At 45.8% G+C, this 20,217-nt stretch carries 20 protein-coding genes; 9 read left to right on the top strand and 11 right to left on the bottom strand.

The window, feature by feature from the left end:
- Positions 1-15: 15 nt before the first annotated feature.
- From FHS17_RS01770 to leuC, 4 genes are all read right to left on the bottom strand, one after another.
- Positions 16-627, bottom strand: a complete 612-nt coding sequence (locus tag FHS17_RS01770; RefSeq protein WP_167273330.1) for a GerMN domain-containing protein — start codon at positions 625-627, stop codon at positions 16-18.
- A 19-nt stretch (positions 628-646) separates the two neighbouring features.
- Positions 647-2,074 (bottom strand): N-acetylmuramoyl-L-alanine amidase family protein, encoded by a 1,428-nt coding sequence (locus tag FHS17_RS01765; RefSeq protein WP_167273327.1) that lies wholly within the window; start codon positions 2,072-2,074, stop codon positions 647-649.
- 159 nt (positions 2,075-2,233) lie between these two features.
- A complete protein-coding gene (gene leuD / locus FHS17_RS01760) occupies positions 2,234-2,833 on the bottom strand; it encodes a 3-isopropylmalate dehydratase small subunit (RefSeq protein WP_167273323.1) in 600 nt (199 codons plus the stop codon).
- 30 nt (positions 2,834-2,863) lie between these two features.
- Complete coding sequence (leuC, locus tag FHS17_RS01755; RefSeq protein ID WP_167273320.1) at positions 2,864-4,279, bottom strand: 3-isopropylmalate dehydratase large subunit; 1,416 nt, start codon at positions 4,277-4,279, stop codon at positions 2,864-2,866.
- A 168-nt stretch (positions 4,280-4,447) separates the two neighbouring features.
- On the opposite strand from leuC, the gene FHS17_RS01750 reads away from it, so the two are divergent.
- Positions 4,448-5,341 carry a LysR family transcriptional regulator gene (locus FHS17_RS01750; RefSeq protein WP_167273317.1) on the top strand — a complete coding sequence of 298 codons (894 nt, stop codon included), beginning with the start codon at positions 4,448-4,450 and terminating at the stop codon, positions 5,339-5,341.
- An 11-nt stretch (positions 5,342-5,352) separates the two neighbouring features.
- On the opposite strand, the gene FHS17_RS01745 is transcribed toward FHS17_RS01750, so the two are convergent.
- On the bottom strand, positions 5,353-6,147 hold the full coding sequence (locus FHS17_RS01745; protein WP_167273314.1) for a carbon-nitrogen family hydrolase: 795 nt from the start codon (positions 6,145-6,147) through the stop codon (positions 5,353-5,355).
- Between the two features lie 135 nt (positions 6,148-6,282).
- Between FHS17_RS01745 and FHS17_RS01740 the strand changes: the two genes are divergently transcribed.
- The 8 genes from FHS17_RS01740 (at position 6,283) to mtnB (ending at position 14,412) form a co-directional block, all read left to right on the top strand.
- Positions 6,283-6,729 (top strand): hypothetical protein, encoded by a 447-nt coding sequence (locus FHS17_RS01740; protein ID WP_167273309.1) that lies wholly within the window; start codon positions 6,283-6,285, stop codon positions 6,727-6,729.
- Between the two features lie 231 nt (positions 6,730-6,960).
- Positions 6,961-8,151 (top strand): pyridoxal phosphate-dependent aminotransferase, encoded by a 1,191-nt coding sequence (locus FHS17_RS01735; RefSeq protein ID WP_167273306.1) that lies wholly within the window; start codon positions 6,961-6,963, stop codon positions 8,149-8,151.
- Positions 8,152-8,516: 365 nt separating this feature from the next.
- Positions 8,517-9,623 (top strand): glutamate 5-kinase, encoded by a 1,107-nt coding sequence (gene proB / locus FHS17_RS01730; RefSeq protein WP_167273303.1) that lies wholly within the window; start codon positions 8,517-8,519, stop codon positions 9,621-9,623.
- An 85-nt stretch (positions 9,624-9,708) separates the two neighbouring features.
- Entirely contained in the window at positions 9,709-10,959 is a 1,251-nt protein-coding gene (locus FHS17_RS01725; RefSeq protein ID WP_167273299.1) for a glutamate-5-semialdehyde dehydrogenase, read from the top strand.
- A gap of 31 nt (positions 10,960-10,990) precedes the next feature.
- Entirely contained in the window at positions 10,991-11,872 is an 882-nt protein-coding gene (proC, locus tag FHS17_RS01720; protein WP_167273295.1) for a pyrroline-5-carboxylate reductase, read from the top strand.
- Entirely contained in the window at positions 11,872-13,092 is a 1,221-nt protein-coding gene (locus FHS17_RS01715; RefSeq protein WP_167273290.1) for a 2,3-diketo-5-methylthiopentyl-1-phosphate enolase, read from the top strand. The genes proC and FHS17_RS01715 overlap by 1 nt, the downstream gene beginning before the upstream one ends.
- Complete coding sequence (locus FHS17_RS01710; protein WP_167273287.1) at positions 13,092-13,760, top strand: 2-hydroxy-3-keto-5-methylthiopentenyl-1-phosphate phosphatase; 669 nt, start codon at positions 13,092-13,094, stop codon at positions 13,758-13,760. Before FHS17_RS01715 ends, FHS17_RS01710 begins: the two co-directional genes overlap by 1 nt.
- A 1-nt stretch (position 13,761) precedes the next feature.
- The gene (gene mtnB / locus FHS17_RS01705; RefSeq protein WP_167273283.1) at positions 13,762-14,412 is read left to right on the top strand and encodes a methylthioribulose 1-phosphate dehydratase; all 651 of its coding nucleotides are present in this window, start codon (positions 13,762-13,764) and stop codon (positions 14,410-14,412) included.
- A gap of 61 nt (positions 14,413-14,473) precedes the next feature.
- On the opposite strand, the gene FHS17_RS01700 is transcribed toward mtnB, so the two are convergent.
- The 6 genes from FHS17_RS01700 to FHS17_RS01670 all read right to left on the bottom strand — a co-directional run bounded on the left by FHS17_RS01700 (position 14,474) and on the right by FHS17_RS01670 (position 20,041).
- The gene (locus FHS17_RS01700) at positions 14,474-15,217 is read right to left on the bottom strand and encodes a hypothetical protein (RefSeq protein WP_167273280.1); all 744 of its coding nucleotides are present in this window, start codon (positions 15,215-15,217) and stop codon (positions 14,474-14,476) included.
- 120 nt (positions 15,218-15,337) lie between these two features.
- Positions 15,338-15,874 carry an orotate phosphoribosyltransferase gene (pyrE, locus tag FHS17_RS01695; RefSeq protein ID WP_167273276.1) on the bottom strand — a complete coding sequence of 179 codons (537 nt, stop codon included), beginning with the start codon at positions 15,872-15,874 and terminating at the stop codon, positions 15,338-15,340.
- Between the two features lie 56 nt (positions 15,875-15,930).
- A complete protein-coding gene (locus FHS17_RS01690) occupies positions 15,931-16,380 on the bottom strand; it encodes an NUDIX hydrolase (RefSeq protein ID WP_167273272.1) in 450 nt (149 codons plus the stop codon).
- Between the two features lie 13 nt (positions 16,381-16,393).
- Positions 16,394-16,867 (bottom strand): DUF1572 family protein, encoded by a 474-nt coding sequence (locus FHS17_RS01685; RefSeq protein WP_167273268.1) that lies wholly within the window; start codon positions 16,865-16,867, stop codon positions 16,394-16,396.
- Between the two features lie 819 nt (positions 16,868-17,686).
- Positions 17,687-18,538, bottom strand: a complete 852-nt coding sequence (locus FHS17_RS01675) for an AraC family transcriptional regulator (RefSeq protein WP_167273264.1) — start codon at positions 18,536-18,538, stop codon at positions 17,687-17,689.
- A 105-nt stretch (positions 18,539-18,643) separates the two neighbouring features.
- Positions 18,644-20,041, bottom strand: a complete 1,398-nt coding sequence (locus FHS17_RS01670; RefSeq protein ID WP_167273260.1) for an ADP-ribosylglycohydrolase family protein — start codon at positions 20,039-20,041, stop codon at positions 18,644-18,646.
- Positions 20,042-20,217 lie beyond the last annotated feature (176 nt).

Genomic DNA, 20,217 nt, shown 5'->3' with positions numbered 1-20,217 from the left:
CTCCTTAGAAAATGACTAATTATTAGTTGATCGCACCGTTGGATGATCAAGATCGAAGTGGCCCATCAGGCTCTCCAAGGCTTGTCCATCTACTAAGAGATCATAAGATTGTACAAAATCGAATTGGAACAAGGTTTTCTGAAGCGAATCCAGCAGCATCTGTTCGCCAGACGACCCAAGTCTAGCTTCGTCTGGAAGATGAATATCGATTGTGACCGCGTTATTATCATCTAACGTTATCGTTTTGAACTCTATCTTCTTCCATAATGCAACGCTTCCTTCTGGTCCATCCTCCTGTAAGGCCTCCAGGGTTTTCTTCACCAGATCCTGACCAGATTCAAAAGATAAATTGACTTCTTTAACAATCAACTTTTCTAATTCCGTATCCGCGTAATAGATTTCGATGGGATTAACAAGCTCTGAGGTGAAGACTGGTTCCTCAGCTGTAACAGGAGTTGCCGTTGGCTCTACTGTTGCGGCCGCTTCTTCGGTTGGACTTGGTGACGGCACATTGGCATTAGTATTACTACTTCCGCCCGTCTGCTCGTCAGGCTTATTCGTATTTCCACAAGCTGCAGCTGTTAACATAACAATGAATAACAGAATGATGAATGCCGGTTTACGCAATTTTGAATCCCCCGCTCTCTTAAGAAAGTTTCAGATATTCTTTAATCCCTGCTACGATTTCGGCTGCCATCTTGTTCTGTGCAGCGTCATTGTACAAAATATCGGAATCACCTTTGTTAGATAAAAAGCCGGTTTCAAGCAAAATGGCAGGCATTGTTGTTTCTCTTGTTACATGCAGGTTACCGTACTTCACACCACGGTCTTTCAAGCCGGTTGCTTTTACAAGATGCTTATGAATGACATTCGCAAGCGCCTTGCTGCTGTCGCGTGTATAATACGTCTCGGTACCCGTAACGCTTGCTGTCGGGTTACTGTTGGCATGGATGGATATAAACAAATCCGCTTTATTGTTCTTAGCGAACGTAACGCGGCCCGCTAGTGTGACAAATTTATCTTCCGGTCTGCTGAGCAGCGGCTTAATATACTTTTCTTTGTCCAGCAATGCTTTTACTTTGAGAGAAAGGCTAAGATTTGCTTCCTTCTCCCAACGTCCATTAATACTATGTGCGCCAGGATCTGTGCCGCCATGGCCTGCATCAATAACGACGTTATATACTTTGTCCCCAGGCGTAGTAACTGGAGGCGTCGGGTCTACCGGCGTTGTTGGGGTAGTCGTCGTTGGCTCTGTGAGATTAATGGTTAGTACACCAGCACCGTCATCTTGAACCGTAGCATCTGCATCTATATCGGTATTCAAGTCGAGCACTAGTCTAGCTGTTGCAGGAGTCGTAGAAAACACCGAATATCGGAACATTGCTAAATACGGATTATCTGTAACACTAACACGTACTTCTGCCCCCATGAATTGCGAGGAAAGCATATCTGAATAAGTTGTATTCGGGAAGTCGATTACGATACGTTTCGGATTGTCGAGCTTAAAAGGATTATTTGCCGTTATCTTACCGGTATAATTAATAATAATGCCGAAATTGCTGTCATACTGGATGGACGTAATTGTGCTTGTCTCAACAGGATCAGGTGTTTCCACTGGCTGTTCCGGTTCAACGGTTTTGTACAAAAAGACAGACCTTGTACTTTGCTCCCACTTCACTGTGACACCAAGCTGCTCACTTACAAAACGAACGGGAATTAATGTCGTTCTTCCGTTTTGAAGTTTTGGGGACATGTCCATTTGCACCTTGTTGTTATTTACGAGTGCGGTGTTGTCGTCAATAGTAAGGATAATTTCGTTTTGTCCGTTATGTATGGTAACTTTCTTCGTGGCTGACGACCAATCCACCTTATACCCCATATTTTCCGACACGACCCGGATAGGAACAAGAGTTACATCCTTTACGATCTGGGGATCATCAGTTGGGGAAAGTAATTGATCATTCAGATAAAGCTTGGGTACAACCGGTTTTGCAGTAGCAGCTTGACCCACTCCAGAGAATAAAGAAAACAAAACCGACATAAACAACAAAATAGGCACAAACTTCTTTTTCATTTTCCACCTCGATGACTGAAATTGCCTGCATCGAATGTGCTCATTCGACTTTGCTAGACGAAATAATAGACGCTTCTTGTCAGAAAAAGTTGCGTATAGAGGAAAAAAGAGGGCAACTCTTCTTTTAATGAAGAGCTGCCCTCTTTCCTTTGCTATCTATTAACCGAGATAGGCAGGACGCTTTTGTTCATAAGCTGTAATTTTATCTTCGTGCTGCAGTGTCAGGCCGATATTATCCAGACCTTGAAGCAGGAACTGGCGGCGGTGCTCATCGATATCGAACGCAAGATCCAGACCGTATTCGTCTGTCAGCTTTTTGTTCTCAAGATCAACCGTCAATTGGTATCCTTCATGCTGCGCTGTGCGTTGGAACAGGTCTTCGACTTGCTCTTCGCTCAGCTTGATTGGCAGAATGCCGTTTTGGAAGCAGTTGTTGTAGAAAATATCTGCATACGATGGTGCGATAACGACTTTGAAGCCGTAGTCAAGAATCGCCCAAGGTGCATGCTCACGGGAAGATCCGCAGCCAAAGTTCGCACGGGAGATCAAGACGGAAGCGCCTTGGTAACGTGGTTTGTTTGGTTCAAAATCAACGTTTACGTCGCCGTTTCTGTGGAAACGCCATTCGTAGAACAAGAATTGGCCAAAGCCGCTGCGCTCGATGCGTTTCAAAAATTGTTTAGGGATGATAGCGTCCGTGTCGACGTTTACGCGGTCGACCGGGGCAACGATGCCCGTCAGTTGTTTAAATTCTTCCATATCGGTAATACCCCTCTCTCACACGTTCAATTAGTTCAACACTTCGGATTTAACATTCCAGTCACGTACATCTGTAAAGCGGCCTTTAATTGCTGCGGCAGCTGCCATTGCTGGCGATACCAGATGCGTACGTCCGTCACGACCTTGACGGCCTTCAAAGTTACGGTTCGATGTCGATGCACAACGTTGTCCTGGTTCCAGAACGTCAGGGTTCATCGCAAGACACATCGAGCAGCCTGCTTCACGCCATTCGAATCCAGCTTCTGTGAATACTTTATCGAGGCCTTCTTTTTCGGCTTGCAGCTTAACGCGGCCCGAACCTGGAACAACGATAGCTGTAACTTTCTCACTTACTTGGTAGCCGCGAGCGATCTCAGCAGCTGCACGAAGGTCTTCGATACGGCCATTCGTACAAGAACCGATAAAGACATAATCGATTTCGATTTCTGTCATTGGCGTACCTGGTTTCAGATCCATATATTCAAGCGCTTTTTCTGCTGCTTTGCGCTCGTTCTCAGTTGGCAGAGATTGCGGGAATGGAACGGAAGAAGTGATGTCCGTACCCATGCCTGGGCTAGTGCCCCAAGTTACTTGCGGGATCAAGGAATCAACATCGAAATCAACGATAGTATCGTATGTTGCGCCTTCATCTGTAGTCAGTTGTTTCCATGCTTGTACCGCTTCCTCATAGTTAGCTGGCGAGTACTCGCGGCCTTTCAGGTATTCAAATGTTGTTTCGTCCGGTGCGATCAGACCAGCACGTGCGCCGCCTTCGATCGACATGTTGCAGACAGTCATACGCTCTTCCATTGTCAGGGTACGGATTGCTTCGCCTGTATATTCGATAACGTAGCCAGTTGCAAAGTCAGTACCGTATTTTGCGATAACGCCAAGAATCAAGTCCTTAGCTGTTACGCCTGGTTTACGGCTGCCGTTGAAACGAACTTCCATTGTTTTTGGTTTTGCTTGTTGCAAACATTGTGTAGCCATTACGTGCTCAACTTCGGAAGTACCGATACCGAAAGCAAGTGCACCAAACGCACCGTGTGTCGATGTGTGGCTGTCGCCGCAAACAATTGTTTTGCCTGGATGTGTCAGACCGATCTCAGGACCCATAACGTGTACTACACCTTGGTCGATATTATCAAGGTCAAACAGTTTAACGCCGAAGTCTTTACAGTTCTGCGTCAGTGTGTCAATTTGTTGTTTGGAGATTGGGTCTTTAATATTGAAACGGTCCTTCGTTGGAACGTTGTGATCCATCGTTGCGAACGTCAGGTCAGGACGGCGTACTTTACGGCCAGTCATACGAAGACCTTCGAATGCTTGCGGCGATGTTACTTCATGCACCAGCTGCAGGTCGATATAAATAATGCTCGGCTTGCCCTCTTCCTGATGAATGACGTGATTATCCCAGATTTTCTCAAATAGTGTTCTTTTCGTCATTATACTCACCCCATCGTTCAAGCGAATCATCGCTTTGCTCTATTAGATGTTCTTAGCATAGCATTTCCGTATTGATTGAACCAAGATATAATATCTATAATGATTATAGGCAATAACTATAAAATAACGATAACTATTCTCATTTGGACTATAAGGGGAATGATGGTAATGGAACTTAGACAACTACAATATGTGATACAAATTGCAATTGAGAAAAACTTTTCCCGTGCTGCTGAGAAGCTGCATATTGCACAGCCTTCTTTGAGCCAGCAGTTATCCAAACTGGAGCAGGAACTCGGCGTTCTATTATTCCGACGCACCACCAACTCTGTTGAATTAACGCAGGCGGGTCAGGTATTCGTGGATAAAGCGCAGTCGATCCTTGATGAGGTTGAACAATTAAAGCAGGAAATGGATGATATGGCACAAATGAAACGCGGCCGTCTCGTTGTGGGCACTTTGCCTATTACAGGCTCGCATATATTGCCGCTAGTTCTTCCTGTCTTTGGTGAGCTGTATCCGCAGATTGATGTGGTATTGGTAGAGGATACGACTGTTAAGCTGGAGCAACTGACGGCAAGTGGAGGAACAGATATCAGTTTGCTTACACTGCCTTTGGTGGACCAGTCGCTGGAATGGGAACCCTTAATGGAAGAGGAAATTTGCCTTGCGGTACCGCCTAACCATCCTCTGGCCAGCCGGGAAGATGAGATTTCAATCGAAGAGCTTCGAGACGAGTCGTTTGTAGGCTTGAAGAAAGGCCAGGGTTTCAGGCAAATATTAGTTAATCTGTGCCAGCAAGGCGGCTTTACTCCAAATATCGTATTTGAGAGCAGTAATATCGAGACCGTTCAGTCTCTTATAGCTGGCGGGATGGGCATCACTTTTGTTCCAAAGATGCTGACCCGGAGTGCAGGCGGAGAATTTGTTCCCGTCTATCTTTCGCTGAAGAGTCATCCCACGCGTACGCTGATTATTGCCAGCCGCAAAGGACGTTATTTGTCCAAAGCGGCCGTGGCGTTTATTGAAACAATGACAAAGACAATCAGTCAATATAAATAAACTTTTCTCCTTTAATATAAGGAAGGTCTGCGATCCTCAAATACGGGGATTTTACCGCGTACGGTATCTACCAGAGATAAATCGATCTCCGCATAGACGATGGTCTCCTCTTCGCCCGCTTCTGCGATTGCTTCGCCCCATGGGTCAAGGACCATCGAATGGCCGAAGAAATGAGTTTCTCCACTAATACCTACGCGGTTGCAGGCAATAACAAACATTTGGTTCTCGATTGCTCTAGCAGTAAGAAGTGTCCGCCAGTGGTGCAGCCGTGGATGCGGCCACTCGGCCGGGACAAATAGCAGCTTTGCGCCATCAAGCGCAAGCTTCCGTGCAAGTTCCGGGAACCGGATGTCATAACAGATCATCATACCAGCACCTGCACCCTCTATCTCCAGCTTGCCCAGCTTATCCCCTGCTGCCAAATATTTTTCCTCATCCATCAAGCGGAACAAGTGAATTTTCGAATAATCCCCGATCTGATTACCTTCCCGGTCAAAGGCAAAGATCGTATTGTATACACCATCTTCTCGACCTTCCGCAATCGAACCAGCAATAATATTAATGCTGTGCTGACGGCTGAACTCCGACAAGTATGTAATTGTACGTTCACCATAAGGGTCAGCAAGCTTAGTGATCTCCGTCAAGGCATACCCCGTATTCCACATTTCTGGAAAGACAATAACATCAGGCTTATTCGTCTGGGAAGCTGCTTCCTCCAGCATCGCCGCCAGCTTGGCAAAATTCGCTTCCGGCTGTCCTACCTCTATGTTCATTTGCAATAACGCAATTCTTAATGGTTGTGTCATTTGTGTCAGGTCCTTTCTTATATAAAATATCACTTAAAATGCTTTTCCCTAATGATAACTTCTCATGGTTCTGTGTCAAGATGGACAGATTAATGGAGAAGAGGTTAATCATTCCCGTTAAAGGAGAGAACAAATATGCGCCAGAAACGATTAGCAGCCCTGCTGCTCGTACTATCTTTAATGTTTGTATACGCATCCTCTGCCTTCGCTGCAGCACCAGAGGATCAGCCATTTAAGCCTGTTCAAGTGTTTGATGTGAAAGCAGGTAAAGTTGTACTTTCAACGCCTAACGACAAGCAATATCAAGAATTTGCAAACAAATGGATTGCTTCCATAACTGGCCTCGCCCCGCAGCTTACGAATGATGACAGCTGCAATTATGTTTATCGTGTACCTCTGGAGAAGCCCGTTACGATTGCTGTTAACGGAACAAAGCTGGTTGCTGACGATGTTTTCTTATTCTATTGTGATGGCAAGCCTCCGCTTCTTCTTGTATTTGATGAGCAGCGCAGACCATATCTCCTTCTGTTCAAAGAAGATATTGCACCATTTATTAAGAAGGTCGGTATTCCTGCAACATAGGGTATTTTGGGCTAACGCCATTGCATCGCTCTATCCCGACTAATTCAAATTCTAAGAATTAATAAGTTATGTCCTATTAATTTCGCTTAGAATTCTCCGGAACGAAACGCGCACTGCTGCCGATAGCCAGCAGTGCCGTTTCGCCTTGCTCGACATAAACACTTTTGTCATGCTACATTTAATCTAATGTCGTTATACGATTAGAGAGCATTTATGGTGGAGTGTGAGCAAATGGAGACTCAAACTAATGAACATGTAATAAAACCAGCAGACCGCATGACGGTTCTGCCAACTCAATTTTTTGCCAAACTTGTTGGCAAAGCAAATGCACAGGCAGCCAAAGGCCGTGATGTAATCAATTTGGGGCAAGGCAATCCCGATCAGCCTACCCCTCCCCATATTGTGGCCAGGATGCAAGAGGCTTCGGCTAATCCAATGTATCACCGGTATCCGCCTTTCAGCGGTTATTCCTTCTTAAAGGAAGCAGTAGCTGCGCGTTACAAGGAAGATTACGGTGTTGACGTTGATCCTGCTACTGAAGTCGCTATCCTCTTTGGCGGTAAAACAGGATTGGTCGAAATCAGCCAATGTCTTCTTAACCCTGGTGATGTCTGTCTCGTTCCAGATCCAGGTTATCCGGACTATTGGTCTGGTGTAGCTCTCTCTGGTGCAGAGATGAGCTTCATGCCGCTTACGGCGGACAATCGCTTCTTGCCTGACTACTCAGTAATAGATGAAGAAGCGCTGAAACGTGCAAAGCTGATGTTTATTAATTATCCGAATAACCCTACTGGTGCCATTGCTGATTCGGACTTTTATGAAGAAACGGTGCAATTTGCACGCCGTACGGGCGTTGTTGTAGCAAGCGATTTTGCTTATGGCGCTATCGGCTTTGACGGCAAGAAACCGGTCAGCTTCCTGCAAACGCCTGGAGCGAAGGAAGTTGGCGTTGAATTCTACACCTTATCAAAAACTTATAACATGGCAGGCTGGCGTGTAGGCTTTGCGATTGGTAATGCAAAGGTTGTATCGCTGATTAACCTGATTCAGGATCATTACTACTGCAGTCTGTTTGGCGGCATTCAAGAAGCGGCAGCACTTGCGCTTACAGGTCCTCAGGATTGTGTTACTGAGCTTACAGCGAGATATGAAAGCCGCCGTGAAGCGGTGTTTGGCGCCCTCGATCGAATCGGCTGGAAAGCGGATCGCCCTGGCGGTTCCTTCTTCTGTTGGCTCCCTGTACCGGAAGGTTATACTTCCGAATCTTTTGCGGATCTAGTTCTTGAGCAGGCAGACGTTGTTGTTGCGCCAGGTAATGGTTTTGGCACACATGGTGAAGGTTACGTCCGTTTAGGCCTGTTAACAAGTGAAGAACGGTTAATTGAAGCCATCGAACGGATTGGCAAACTAGGCATCTTTTAATGAGGAACAGCAGATCGGCTAACCCCCGGTCTGCTGCCTGTTTATACAGCGTTTGCCTTGCTTTACAGCAATCTTTGATCATGATATGCTAACACTAATTAAAGATGTAACGTGATGACGGGACTAGTAAGCGAGAATGGCCGTGAACAGAGAGCAAATTCATTAGGCTGCAAGATTTGCCTCGGCTCCTTGCTGAATCCAACCCCCGAGCGGCCGGCGAGAGCTGGACAGCGCCTCCTGTTATGAGGCTTGAGATGGATCGAGTGTGTTATCTCGGTCAACAAAGGTGGTATCGCGGAAGCTATAGACTTTCGTCCTTTACAGGACGAAGGTCTTTTTATTTTGCCATGAAATGGGATGAGAACATGTCGGAACGAATCGTTGTCAAAATCGGTAGCAGCTCCTTAACCTCAGAAGAAGGCGGCCTTAACCGCGAGCAAATCACCTATTTCGCTGCTGAACTCGCTGCGCTTCATAAGCAAGGATGTCCTCTTATCCTCGTAACCTCCGGTGCAGTAGCTGCGGGGTTCCGCCAAATCGGATACGCTTCAAGGCCAAAACTCGTTCATGAGAAGCAAGCTGCTGCTGCAGTAGGCCAGGCGCTCCTCATGCAAGCTTATCAAGAAGCCTTTGGAGAGTACGGCATTGGTGTCGCTCAAATCCTTCTGACACGGGCAGACTTTTCCAACCGGAAACGAATCCAAAATGCACTCAAGACAATTGAAGAATTGCTTCGCCTGCACATTATTCCGATTATTAATGAAAATGATACGGTTGCTACCGATGAGCTTGAGCTGAAGTTTGGTGATAATGATAAGCTTTCAGCATTAGTTGCTGCCATGACGAAAGCTAGCAAGCTGGTCATGATTACAGACATGGACGGCTTATATACAGAAGATCCTCGTAAAAATCCACAAGCCGTTAAGATCGAACGGGTAGATCAAATCTCAGAAGAGATTATGCAGCTTGCAGGCGGGGCAGGATCTGCCGTTGGTACCGGCGGCATGCGTTCCAAGATTGAGGCTGCACGCATCTCCATGCGCGGCGGCGTCAGAGCTTTTATCGGGAAAGTTCAACAGCCTGGCGATCTACAGTCAGCTATTGATGGCGTTGGTAAAGGCACTTATTTTGATACTCAGTTACATAGTCTCCCGATGAAGAAACAATGGCTTGGCTTCCACTCCATGCCTCATGGACGCATTGTAGTTGACGATGGCGCTGAACATGCATTGCTTGTTGGTGGTAAAAGTCTTCTGCCAGCAGGCATTCGTGAGATTCAAGGTGATTTCCACTCCGGGGATGTCGTTGAAGTAACCAGCCTTACGGGAGAAACAATTGGTCGTGGAGTCGTCAACTATGAAGCTTGGCAGATCCAGGCGGTCGCCGGACTTAGTACCGAAGAAGTAAAGCGCAGGGTTGATGTTGGCAGGATTGAAGTCATCCATCGTGATGAGTGGGTATCGCTGCGATAATCGATTAAGCTTACGAAGTAAGAATCATCACAATGAGCCGGTGCTCGGCTCACTGGGTGTTAATTCTTTTGAGGAGGAATTTACGATGACTAGCGAAGTGAGACAAAAAGCAACACTAGCGCAAACAGCGGCAAGTGTCATGAACAAAATGACAACCGAGCAGAAAAACACAGCTCTTGCAGCGATGGCTAATGCCCTTATTGAAAATCAAGTTTCTATTATTGAAGCAAATGGTAAAGATCTGGAACGCGGACGGGAGCTTGGCACTAGTCCTTCCCTGCTTGACCGTCTAGCTTTGAATGAAGAACGGGTTGCTGGAATTGCTGAAGGCTTGCGGCAAGTGGTTGACCTTCCTGACCCTGTTGGCGAGCTGCTCGAGCAATTCGATCGTCCGAATGGCCTTCGTGTAGAGAAAACACGTGTACCACTTGGTGTAATCGGAATGATTTATGAGGCTCGTCCGAATGTGACGGTTGACGCGGTTGGCCTATGTCTCAAAACTGGCAACTGCGTTGTACTTCGAGGCGGCTCTGCTGCCCTTGAATCGAACCGCCGTATTGTTGAAGTATTGCGTCATGCACTCACAACAACGGATTTGCCTCAAGATGCTATTCAGCTCATCGAAGATTCAGATCGTGCGTCTGTTAACGAAATGCTGAAGCTGAACGGATTGCTTGATGTGGTTATCCCACGCGGCGGCGCGGCTCTGATCCGCAACGTAGTTGAGAATGCAACGGTGCCAGTGATCGAGACTGGCGCAGGCATCTGTCATACATTTGTGGACGAAAGCGCCGATTATAATATGGCAGAACAAATTGCCTTTAATGCAAAGGTACAGCGCCCTTCCGTATGCAACTCGATGGAGACGCTTCTGCTGCATGAAGCTTTTGCAGAACGACATTTGGCCCAAATTACTAATCGTTTCCTTGCTGCAAATGTTGAATTACGTGGTGATCAACAAACCTTCGAGCGCATTACTCAGGTGAAGCTTGTGACGGAACAAGATTTTGCGACGGAATATAACGATTATGTTTTAAATATTCGTATTGTAGCAAACTTAGATGAAGCACTTGACCATATACGTAAGTTTAGTACAAAACATTCGGAATGTATCGTAACCGAAGACGCTGCTCATGCTGAGCGGTTCCTGATGGAAGTCGATGCGGCAGCTGTTTATCATAACGCCTCTACCCGCTTTACAGATGGATTCGAATTTGGCTTTGGTGCAGAGATTGGCATCAGTACACAGAAGCTCCATGCTCGCGGCCCAATGGGCTTGCCTGCTCTAACATCAACGAAATTCCGGGTTTACGGCAACGGACAAATCCGGGGTTAAAGATACAGTGAATAGGTTGGAGGGAAACGATATGTTATCTATGGAAAAAACAAATGCCAGCGCGAATGTCGAGGCTTTGAAAATCAGCTTCTATGGTGCTGGCTCAATGGCAGAAGCAATTGTACGTGGTCTTATTAATCAGAAGCTTACAAAGCCTGAACAAATTTCTATGCTGAACAGGCAAAATGCCGATCGCTTGAATGAGCTGTCGTCAAAGTACGGCGTTCAAACCGTATTAAACGGCTCGAGTAACGAACAGTTCCTCCAAGATGCAGATATTATTTTTCTGGCCATGAAGCCAAAAGATGCCGTTACAGCGATTTCATCCATCAAACATTTGCTCTCGAACAATCAGCTGATCGTATCCGTCATTGCCGGATTCTCGATCTCCTCCATGGAGCGTGTTCTTGGCAGACCAGCAGCCATTGTACGGACAATGCCAAACACGTCAAGCACAATTGGCCTTGGTGTTACAGGCATCAGCTATTCGGGATCTGTATCGGTCGAGCAGCGTCAGCTGGCAGAAACGATGTTCGCATCAATCGGCATCAACGCGGTCGTTGAAGAATCCCTGCAGGATTCCATCGTTGGTGTATCGGGCAGTGGTCCTGCTTATGTTTATTATTTCATGGAAGCAATGATGGAAGCTGCAGCTAAGCTTGGCCTTCCTGCCAATCAAGCCAAAGATCTGATCGTACAGACTGTTCTAGGCGCAGCCGAGATGGTGCGTACAACAGGTGAAGAACCAGCTGACTTAAGACGTAAAGTAACGTCCCCGAACGGTACGACACAAGCGGCAATTGAATCGATGGCAGAAGGCGGACTGACAGAAGCTGTCGTACGCGGCATGCTGCGTTCCGCTGAACGCGCTGGTGAAATCGGAGCGGATATCGAAAGGAGTACGTTATCCTAATGAATCAAATGTGTGTTGCAACTTACCGCAGCTATGACGAGAAAGCGGATTTTGATAAAAAAGCATTATCCATCGCTGTTGGCTTGACCGTTGGCAGCTGGACAGAGCTTCCTGAAGCTCGCAAAGCTGAGATGGAAAAGCATCTGGGCAAAGTATTATCCGTTGATGTTCATGAACCAGCATGCGGCGAACGGTATGCCGATATTCGAATCGCTTATCCGGATATCAACTTCAGCCGAGACATCCCTGCCCTGCTCGTGACCATCTTCGGCAAGCTGTCAATGGACGGCAAAATCAAGCTGATTGACCTTGATGTGTCGGAAGAGTTCCAATCAGCCTTCCCTGGCCCGAAATTTGGTCTGGAAGGAGTACGTCAGCTGCTTGGAGTTCATGACCGTCCACTTCTGATGAGTATTTTCAAATCCGTAGTTGGCCATGACCTGCCAAATCTGCAGGAACAGTTCTACAAGCAGGCGCTTGGCGGCGTTGATCTGATCAAGGATGATGAGATTCTGTTCGAGAATCCACTCACTCCACTTGAGAAGCGTGTAGAAGTGTGTATGGAGGCTGCTCGTAAAGCACAACAGGAAACGGGACAAAAGCTGCTTTATGCCGTTAACCTGACTGGCCCTACTTCACAGCTGGCAAACCAGGCCCGCAAAGCGATTGCCGCAGGCGCCAATGCCCTGCTGTTTAACGTTTTGTCTTATGGTTATGATGTTCTGCATGAGCTGAGCAAAGATCCAGAGATTAATGTGCCAATCGCAGCTCACCCTGCACTTGCAGGTGCCTTCTATCCGTCACCACATTACGGAATCGGCGCTTCCGTGCTGCTTGGCAAGCTGATGCGTCTTGCTGGGGCTGATCTAGTTCTCTTCCCTTCTCCGTATGGCTCCGTTGTTATGCCGAAGGAAGAGAATCTGGCTGTTAAGGATGCGCTGCTCGCGCCGTCCTCAACGCTTCGTACAAGCTTCCCTGTACCATCGGCAGGCATTCACCCTGGACTTGTACCACTTATTCTGCGTGACTTCGGAACCGATGTTGTCGTCAATGCAGGCGGAGGCATCCACGGTCATCCAATGGGAACTGCTGCTGGCGGACAAGCTTTCCGCAGTGCGATTACGGCAGCAATGAACGGAGTACCACTTCGCGAAGCTGCAGCGCAGCCAGGCAATGAAGCACTTCAAGCAGCGATTGATGCATGGGGGAGTAAAGAATAATGACAACAGCTAAGAAACGTATCATCTTCTGTGACTTTGACGGAACCATCACCGTCAACGATAATATCGTAGCGATTATTAAGCATTTCAACCCGCCGGGCTGGGAAGAGATTGCAACTAGTGTACTTTCTCAAAAAATCTCGATCCGCGATGGCGTTGGCCAAATGTTCCGCCTTCTCCCCACTTCCAAACAACAGGAAGTTATCGAATATGGCATTAACAATGTTCAGATTCGTGACGGCTTCGCGGAGCTGCTTCAATATTGTAAGGATGAACAAATTGAGTTTTACGTGACAAGCGGCGGCATCGACTTCTTTGTCTTCCCGGTTCTCGCCCGCTTTGGTATACCTGAGGATCATATTTACTGCAACGGCAGTGATTTCAGCGGTGAACAGATCGAGATTACATGGCCGCATCCTTGTGACGGACATTGTACGAATGATTGCGGGATGTGTAAAACAACCATCATGCGCCGTTTCGCAAATGGTCATTACGAGCGTATCATTATCGGGGACAGCGTGACGGATTTTGAGGGTGCAAAGCTTGCCGAAGTTGTCTTCTCACGTGCGTACCTTACCGAAAAATGCAAGGAGCTTGGACTCCCGCATACCGAATTCACAACCTTCCATGATATTGTGCATGAGCTGAAGAAAGAAAGGGCGGTCTAATATGGCTTTTACAGATATTAAGCTGGAACACAAACAACAGGCGCTCGCCGACCTGCGCAGCGTTAAAGAATTATTCGCCTCCCGCGGCTGGTTTGCCGGAACTAGCGGCAACCTGTCAGTACGTGTAGGTGACTTTACGCCGGATGAATTCTATTTCGCCATTACAGCAAGCGGCAAAGACAAAACCGTACATACGCCAGAGGATTATCTGTTCGTAGACAAGAACGGCAAAGCTTGCGAAGCAACAAACCTTAAGCCTTCCGCTGAAACGTTGATCCATAATGAGATTTATCGTTTAACAGGTGCAGGTGCCATTTTCCACGTTCATTCCGTTTATAGTGCTGTAATGTCTGAGTGGTTCTGGGAACGCCGTGCGGTTCCCGTAGACGGCGTTGAGCTGATCAAGGGACTGAACATCTGGGATGAGGAAGCTCATATCGATATTCCAATTGTAACTAACTTTGCAGAAATTCCTCGTATCGTTCCTGAAGTAACGGAGCGCCTCGACAAGCGGATCCCGGGCATTATCCTTCGCAAACATGGCATCTACGCCTGGGGTGCAAATGCATTCGAAGCGAAACGCCATATTGAAGCATTCGAATTCCTGTTCGAATATGTGTACCGCTGGGAAATGCTGAACGGTAAAAAATAAAAAAGAGCTGCCCTAACGGCCATTCGCAAGAATGGTCAGGGGCAGCTTAATTTTTGTATGATCAAGACTCATTTAAAGCATATTTCTTAACGCCTAACACCGTGTCATTCTCGAGGATTTTAGTCTCGTAGAGGCTAAACGAATGATCTCTGAAGCGATAATGATAATAATCATGAACAGATAAAACAGATGTAGGATGAGAATTAGCAAATATCCAGCGCATAGTCTCGATTTGGCATCCTATATTTTCATAATGAATAATATATTCTGAGATGGGATCCGTTTGGAGCCTCATCTTTTTCAACTGCTCTTGTGAATAATCATAGCGCGACATATCCAATTTTCCTGAAAGTTGGGTTAGATTATCGTAGAACTGCAGTTGATTCTTTCCAAGATACTTGTTTGAAAATCGCTGCTCTACTCCTTCCTCATTTATTCTGGGATCGGTGAAAATACGGGCCCACTGATTATGGACCCTACCAAACACAGTTAGTCTCATAGCCCCCGCACTACCTACAGAATATTCGTACAAGAAAATCTCATTAGAACGATCATCATCTACATCACCGATCATGATTTTACTGTTCCAATAGATATTTTGCTGAACCGTTTTATTATCAATCTTTAGAGTCAAATTTTGATGTTTTTTTGGACTTGAAGTAAATAGTTCAGCTTTATGTATTCCTGTCAGATCCGGAGAGGAAAATTGAATGGACTGTATCAAGATATTGGCTTGATCAACATCATTTACGCTAGGCGCAGGTAGCGTTAAGAGTAAACTACATATACCTATTTGAAGGACCAAACATGAGCACCCTTTCTTCATGAAACAAATAAGTGGAAATGCCTTGTTTGTTAATATCCCCTTACTCTTTAATAAAAAAACTGGTCCTCTCGTTCGTAACGAGTAGGACCAGTTCTTTATTTATAGGCTTATTTCCTCAGACTCAAATAACTCTTCCATCTTGAATAAGGAGTGAACCACGAATTCCGCTTCTTCGAGGTTGGCTCTTCCGGCCGGGTCCCTCTCAATGACACATAATACTTCTTTCAGCTCCGCGTCATGAGTGAGCAAATCTGCAGCACTTAGCAGTACTTGACCACCGGTTGTGATCACATCCTCAATAATACAGACCTTCTTGCCTGTAATATCCATTCCTTCTGCTAATTTGCTGGTTCCATACTCCTTCGCTCTCTTTCGGACGAAGACTACTGGAATACCCGTCTTTAGGGAAAGTGCTGTGGCGATCGGAATACCGCCCATCTCAAGTCCCGCTAATACTTCTGTTCCTTCAGGAACTAGGGGTGCAAGCTGTTCAGCAATCGCAGCTAGAATTACGGGATTGGATTCGAACAAGTATTTATCGAAGTAATGATTCGATGTTTTTCCTGAACGAAGCTTGAATTCTCCCGTCAGTCTTGACGTCTGGATAATCTCTCTTGCAAGTTCTGTTCTGTCCATATATAGTCCCCTTCTCCATGAAAGTTGGATACCATAAAATTGCACCGTCGAACAGTTTAGCAAAACTTTTCCGAATTGTCTATGCGGCTAAAGAGAGTTTTTTCTACAAATGGAGTTACTGGGAATTGTCGAATTTCATTTAGATCGATCCAGGCTGCACCCAGGGAGTCTTGACCATCCCCATCTGTTTTGAGCTCCACGTCATTCTTCAGCAATCGCACCTCATATAGGATACCGATATGGTGAAGCTCCTCCATAACATTCTCGCGATAAGGATAAATGAGGGTATAGGATAAAGAATCGAGTATCGATCCCTGCACATCAGTAAGCCCAGTCTCCTCTTCAAATTCTCTCAGAAGTGTCTGATAAGGCTCCTCTCCAAACTCAATAGAACCTCCCGGTAAATCCCATTTGCCCGTGTGAGGTCCCCTGCTTTTCTTTATTAGAAGTACTTTATTATCTCTAATCAATACGCCATATACCCCAAGATGAGTATGTCTTTGCATCGCCATGCTCCTCTTAGATTGAAGTCGATTTATAGTCTTCTTTCAATTGCTGTTTCGCAATATAAAGGATTTGTCCCATATGCTCAGAAAAATGTGCCGCACATTGATGCAGTATATCCAGATTTGTTCGTTCCTTGCCCCGAATAGTCTGTGTTCTTTCAAATTGCTCATCCGTCATCGTTTGAATGGTATCCATAACAACCTGCATTCGTGTGCGGAATATGAACACTAGCTCTTCACTCTTTATAAAGACAGGCTTTAATTCGGCTTCCCGATCGCGCACAAAATCTTGAAAAAGAATCCCTTTATTAACCCGTTCCAAAATGTTGCCTTCCATATGCCTGATCAAGGTCGAAATACTAAAGCTTCCTGAATTCGGGCTCCAGTTCACCTGCTCATCATTAAGCTGATCCAGTGCTTTTAGGGTACGCCGCTCGATTTCTCCGAATTTGTTCGTTAACCATATCCGGTTAAAATCATAATGCATGGAGATCACCTCAATAGTTCGTATTAATCGCCTTTCAGCATGTTAAAAATGTCGCCAACTGGCTGAACCGCAGCGATTGGATATAAACGGAGCCTCGCCCTTCTAATGTTGCGAAGAACAACCCAGCGTTTGTGCTAACTAGAACAGTGTCCATCCTATTCAAAACCAGTATAAATCAAGGTTTATAAACTTTTTAATAGATGTACACTTCATAAGTCATATAATTCAGAAACTCATATTAAGTGTATCGACAATTCCCAATAATGTCCATATTAACTAGACACTTTAATTTTATACAATGATAACCCAACGTGAAGCAGTGCGCGTTTAAAATCATTCTATAGCGACCCCTTCGGCTTCATTTTAAATGCTTCCAATATTTTAGCGATGCCTGCATATCTTATAGCGGAGGCAAAACAAAAAAAATCCCGATCAGGATTACTGATCGGGATTTTGACAAGTGAATGTAATGCAACATTAGATTACTTAAGCCTGTTTCTACAAGATGTCGTTTATCCAGACAGAAATAGAGGGCTGTTTTGTCTCGATTTGCCTATGATTCCCGAACTTCTATCATATGCTTCATAATCGAGCTCCTTCGCCTGTCAACGTATACTTCCACATGAATGCGTGGGTCGTCGAATGGAATCCCGGGTCAGTTTATAATCGGGGACTGAGGACAAGCTGAACAGGAAACCCAATTTTTCGGAATGACATCTCAGGAATACCGGGATGCATCGGGCAGCATACACTAATTAAGGATACAGTCATAACAAACAGCCGCAGGAGCTATACTTCTGCGGCTGTTTGTTATGACTGTCACACCTTGGTCAGCATGACGCGCCTATAATCTTCAGGTGACATTTCAACAAATTGCTTAAAATTGCGATAAAAGGTAGCCATGCTTTGGAACCCGCATTCGTAGCATATTTCAGTAACCGGTATAATGGTAGAAGCTAATAATCGCTTGGCATGTTGTATGCGAAGGGTGGACATGTAGCTTTTGAACTTTCTCCCTGTTGCTTCCAATATTAATCTGGATAAATGAGATTCGCTTATATGAAATATCGAGGCCAATTGAGATAAGTTAATTTCTCTCTGGTAATTTTGATCCATATAATGCAGCACTGGCCTGATATGCTCATAATTTCGCATGCCATCCATCCATGTCGTATTGCTGATCTCTTCCTTGGACATTCGAAGAAGCTCTACGCATATGGTCATCAGCAGGCTTTTGACCGCTGTCCGATAACCTGGAGCTCGCTCTTCTTTCTCCACAAAAATCTGCTTTATCATTGTCCGCAGACGTTCCATACTATCGGTGTTACCGTGTAACCGGTTCTGAAAATGAAACGGATAATAGCGAAAAGGCACCATCAGCTCAGGCTCTTCCTTGGCAAGCAGCCCCGAATCAAAGTTAAGGAATAAAAACTCGCAAGGAAAGCCTTGATCCGATTGGGCGATATGATTCTCCAGTATATTCACAACAAAAATATCGCCTGGGACTACGGGATAAACGGTGCTGCCAAAATAGAACTGCCCGCTCCCAGAAAGACATAAGCCCATTTCAAAGCTTTGATGATGATGCTGCGTCTCCAGCTCGAAGCTTGGTGTCCATTTGAAACTATTAATGGGAAGTTCATTATCCTCATATGTAATGTGCAGTATCATATGCCGTACCTTCCTAAGATAAGAATCAGCTTTTCTACTCATTGTAACTGAAAAACGCCCGAATGAGGAATCATGCTCCCTCACTCGGACGTCAATCTTATCGCATTAATGACCTGCTTTCTGCTGCTCCTTCAATTTCAAATAGACTTCGTGACTTCTTCTGGCGCACTCTGAAATGGTAATCGGGTGGAAGCCAATAACCGCCGAATACAAGGTATCATGGAGAGGTTCTACCCAATGGCTTGGCAAGTGCTTAGCACCAAGTGAGGCGCCCATAATTGAACCTACTGTGGCCCCATTACAATCTGTATCCCATCCACCTAGAACCGATGTAGAAATCGCCTTATTAAAATCACCTTTCGCAAATATCAGAGATGCTGCTACCAGAGCTGCATTATTATTCGTATGCACGGGATCGTAGTGATTGAAGGCATCCCAAATCTTCTTAACTAATGCGAGCTGATCCTCTGTACTCCGAGCGATTTCTACTGCTTTATGAATATCTTGTGCCAAACGGCAATTTGCAGGGATTTCACTTAGCCCAATTTCTATAATTCTTTCCGCATCTGATTCCACAAATGCGGCCGCAATCATGGCAGCCACGAACATTTCACCATAAATGCCGTTACGAACATGAGAGAAGGAGGCATCCCGCCAAGCGAAATCTGCTGCCAGTTCAGGCTGACCAGCTGCTCCATAGGCGAAGCCGTCTGCACGAATTTGTGCACCGATAAACTCACGGTATGGATTCAAATAAGTACGTACCCATTCTTTCTTCTGCTTCCAATCCGCCGGCCGGCCTTGTTCCCCATAATGATACGTGACATGAGCGAAATTCAGATAGGACTGCGTTTCAGCCGTACAAACCTGGTTATAGGACAAGACCTCGTGCCAGAGCTTACCTATGTCCCAGGATTCCCAATCGAGACCTTTTCTTTCAAGCATCATTAAACCAAGCACGGTGTAACGAATATCATCATCTGTTTCCATATAGGAAATACGTTCTCTTGTGCTCGCAGAACCCCAGAAAGCAAGCTCGATCCCAAATTCATCCTTAGCTGAGGAATGGCCCGGGGTATAACCGTTAATCGGCCAAGCATCTGCTCCTTTGAACCATAAGTGCACGTTCTCCCAGCCTGCTCTCCCATGCGAGCCAGCCATAAAATTGGGCCACTCGAGCGGTTTGCCTAACGCACAGCCAATTGCTCTCCCGAGCCATGCGCCATAGAATTTGTCTGACCATTCGTCATGGCTAAGTTCTTTGTCCAAATGACGAGGTCCGTTTGGGCGAAGCCGCCGGATTTCCTCCAATTCATCAGGTTCATCATGATTAGGATGCTTTGGCTCCAAAGCACACAATTCTTCATAAATCTTCATTAGCTCCGTTTGGCTTTCACTGGATACCTCAATTCGCTCCAGAAATCCATCTACCAAACATGCCTCGTCACTGCGCTGCTTCACTTCCGCGATCAATAGATCCTTTAGCCCAGCCCATCCAGCCATCTAAGTACCTCCAATAGTATATTTATATCTTGATTCAAGTCTATTGGAGAATGGACTAAATTTCTTCCCAAAATATGCGCCTTATTCTCATTTCTTGTGAATCCATTAAAGAGCATCAAAGGCACAGCATTCCAAGCAAAGCAGAGATTGACGCATTCATACGCTCGAACCCTGTA

The sequence above is a fragment of the Paenibacillus lupini genome (assembly GCF_011761355.1).
GTDB lineage: Bacteria > Bacillota > Bacilli > Paenibacillales > Paenibacillaceae > Pristimantibacillus > Pristimantibacillus lupini.
This window is presented reverse-complemented; position numbering and strand designations above follow the sequence as displayed.

Bases quoted from the DNA above. Each gene is read 5' to 3' on its own strand.
- FHS17_RS01685 (WP_167273268.1), bottom strand. From the start codon at position 16,867: ATGCATTATGATTTTAACCGGATATGGTTAACGAACAAATTCGGAGAA.
- FHS17_RS01690 (WP_167273272.1), bottom strand. From the start codon at position 16,380: ATGCAAAGACATACTCATCTTGGGGTATATGGCGTATTGATTAGAGAT.
- FHS17_RS01670 (WP_167273260.1), bottom strand. From the start codon at position 20,041: ATGGCTGGATGGGCTGGGCTAAAGGATCTATTGATCGCGGAAGTGAAG.
- FHS17_RS01745 (WP_167273314.1), bottom strand. From the start codon at position 6,147: ATGACACAACCATTAAGAATTGCGTTATTGCAAATGAACATAGAGGTA.
- FHS17_RS01715 (WP_167273290.1), top strand. From the start codon at position 11,872: ATGAATCAAATGTGTGTTGCAACTTACCGCAGCTATGACGAGAAAGCG.
- proB (WP_167273303.1), top strand. From the start codon at position 8,517: ATGTCGGAACGAATCGTTGTCAAAATCGGTAGCAGCTCCTTAACCTCA.
- leuD (WP_167273323.1), bottom strand. From the start codon at position 2,833: ATGGAAGAATTTAAACAACTGACGGGCATCGTTGCCCCGGTCGACCGC.
- proC (WP_167273295.1), top strand. From the start codon at position 10,991: ATGTTATCTATGGAAAAAACAAATGCCAGCGCGAATGTCGAGGCTTTG.
- FHS17_RS01750 (WP_167273317.1), top strand. From the start codon at position 4,448: ATGGAACTTAGACAACTACAATATGTGATACAAATTGCAATTGAGAAA.
- leuC (WP_167273320.1), bottom strand. From the start codon at position 4,279: ATGACGAAAAGAACACTATTTGAGAAAATCTGGGATAATCACGTCATT.
- FHS17_RS01740 (WP_167273309.1), top strand. From the start codon at position 6,283: ATGCGCCAGAAACGATTAGCAGCCCTGCTGCTCGTACTATCTTTAATG.
- FHS17_RS01725 (WP_167273299.1), top strand. From the start codon at position 9,709: ATGACTAGCGAAGTGAGACAAAAAGCAACACTAGCGCAAACAGCGGCA.
- mtnB (WP_167273283.1), top strand. From the start codon at position 13,762: ATGGCTTTTACAGATATTAAGCTGGAACACAAACAACAGGCGCTCGCC.
- FHS17_RS01765 (WP_167273327.1), bottom strand. From the start codon at position 2,074: ATGAAAAAGAAGTTTGTGCCTATTTTGTTGTTTATGTCGGTTTTGTTT.
- FHS17_RS01710 (WP_167273287.1), top strand. From the start codon at position 13,092: ATGACAACAGCTAAGAAACGTATCATCTTCTGTGACTTTGACGGAACC.
- FHS17_RS01675 (WP_167273264.1), bottom strand. From the start codon at position 18,538: ATGATACTGCACATTACATATGAGGATAATGAACTTCCCATTAATAGT.
- FHS17_RS01735 (WP_167273306.1), top strand. From the start codon at position 6,961: ATGGAGACTCAAACTAATGAACATGTAATAAAACCAGCAGACCGCATG.
- pyrE (WP_167273276.1), bottom strand. From the start codon at position 15,874: ATGGACAGAACAGAACTTGCAAGAGAGATTATCCAGACGTCAAGACTG.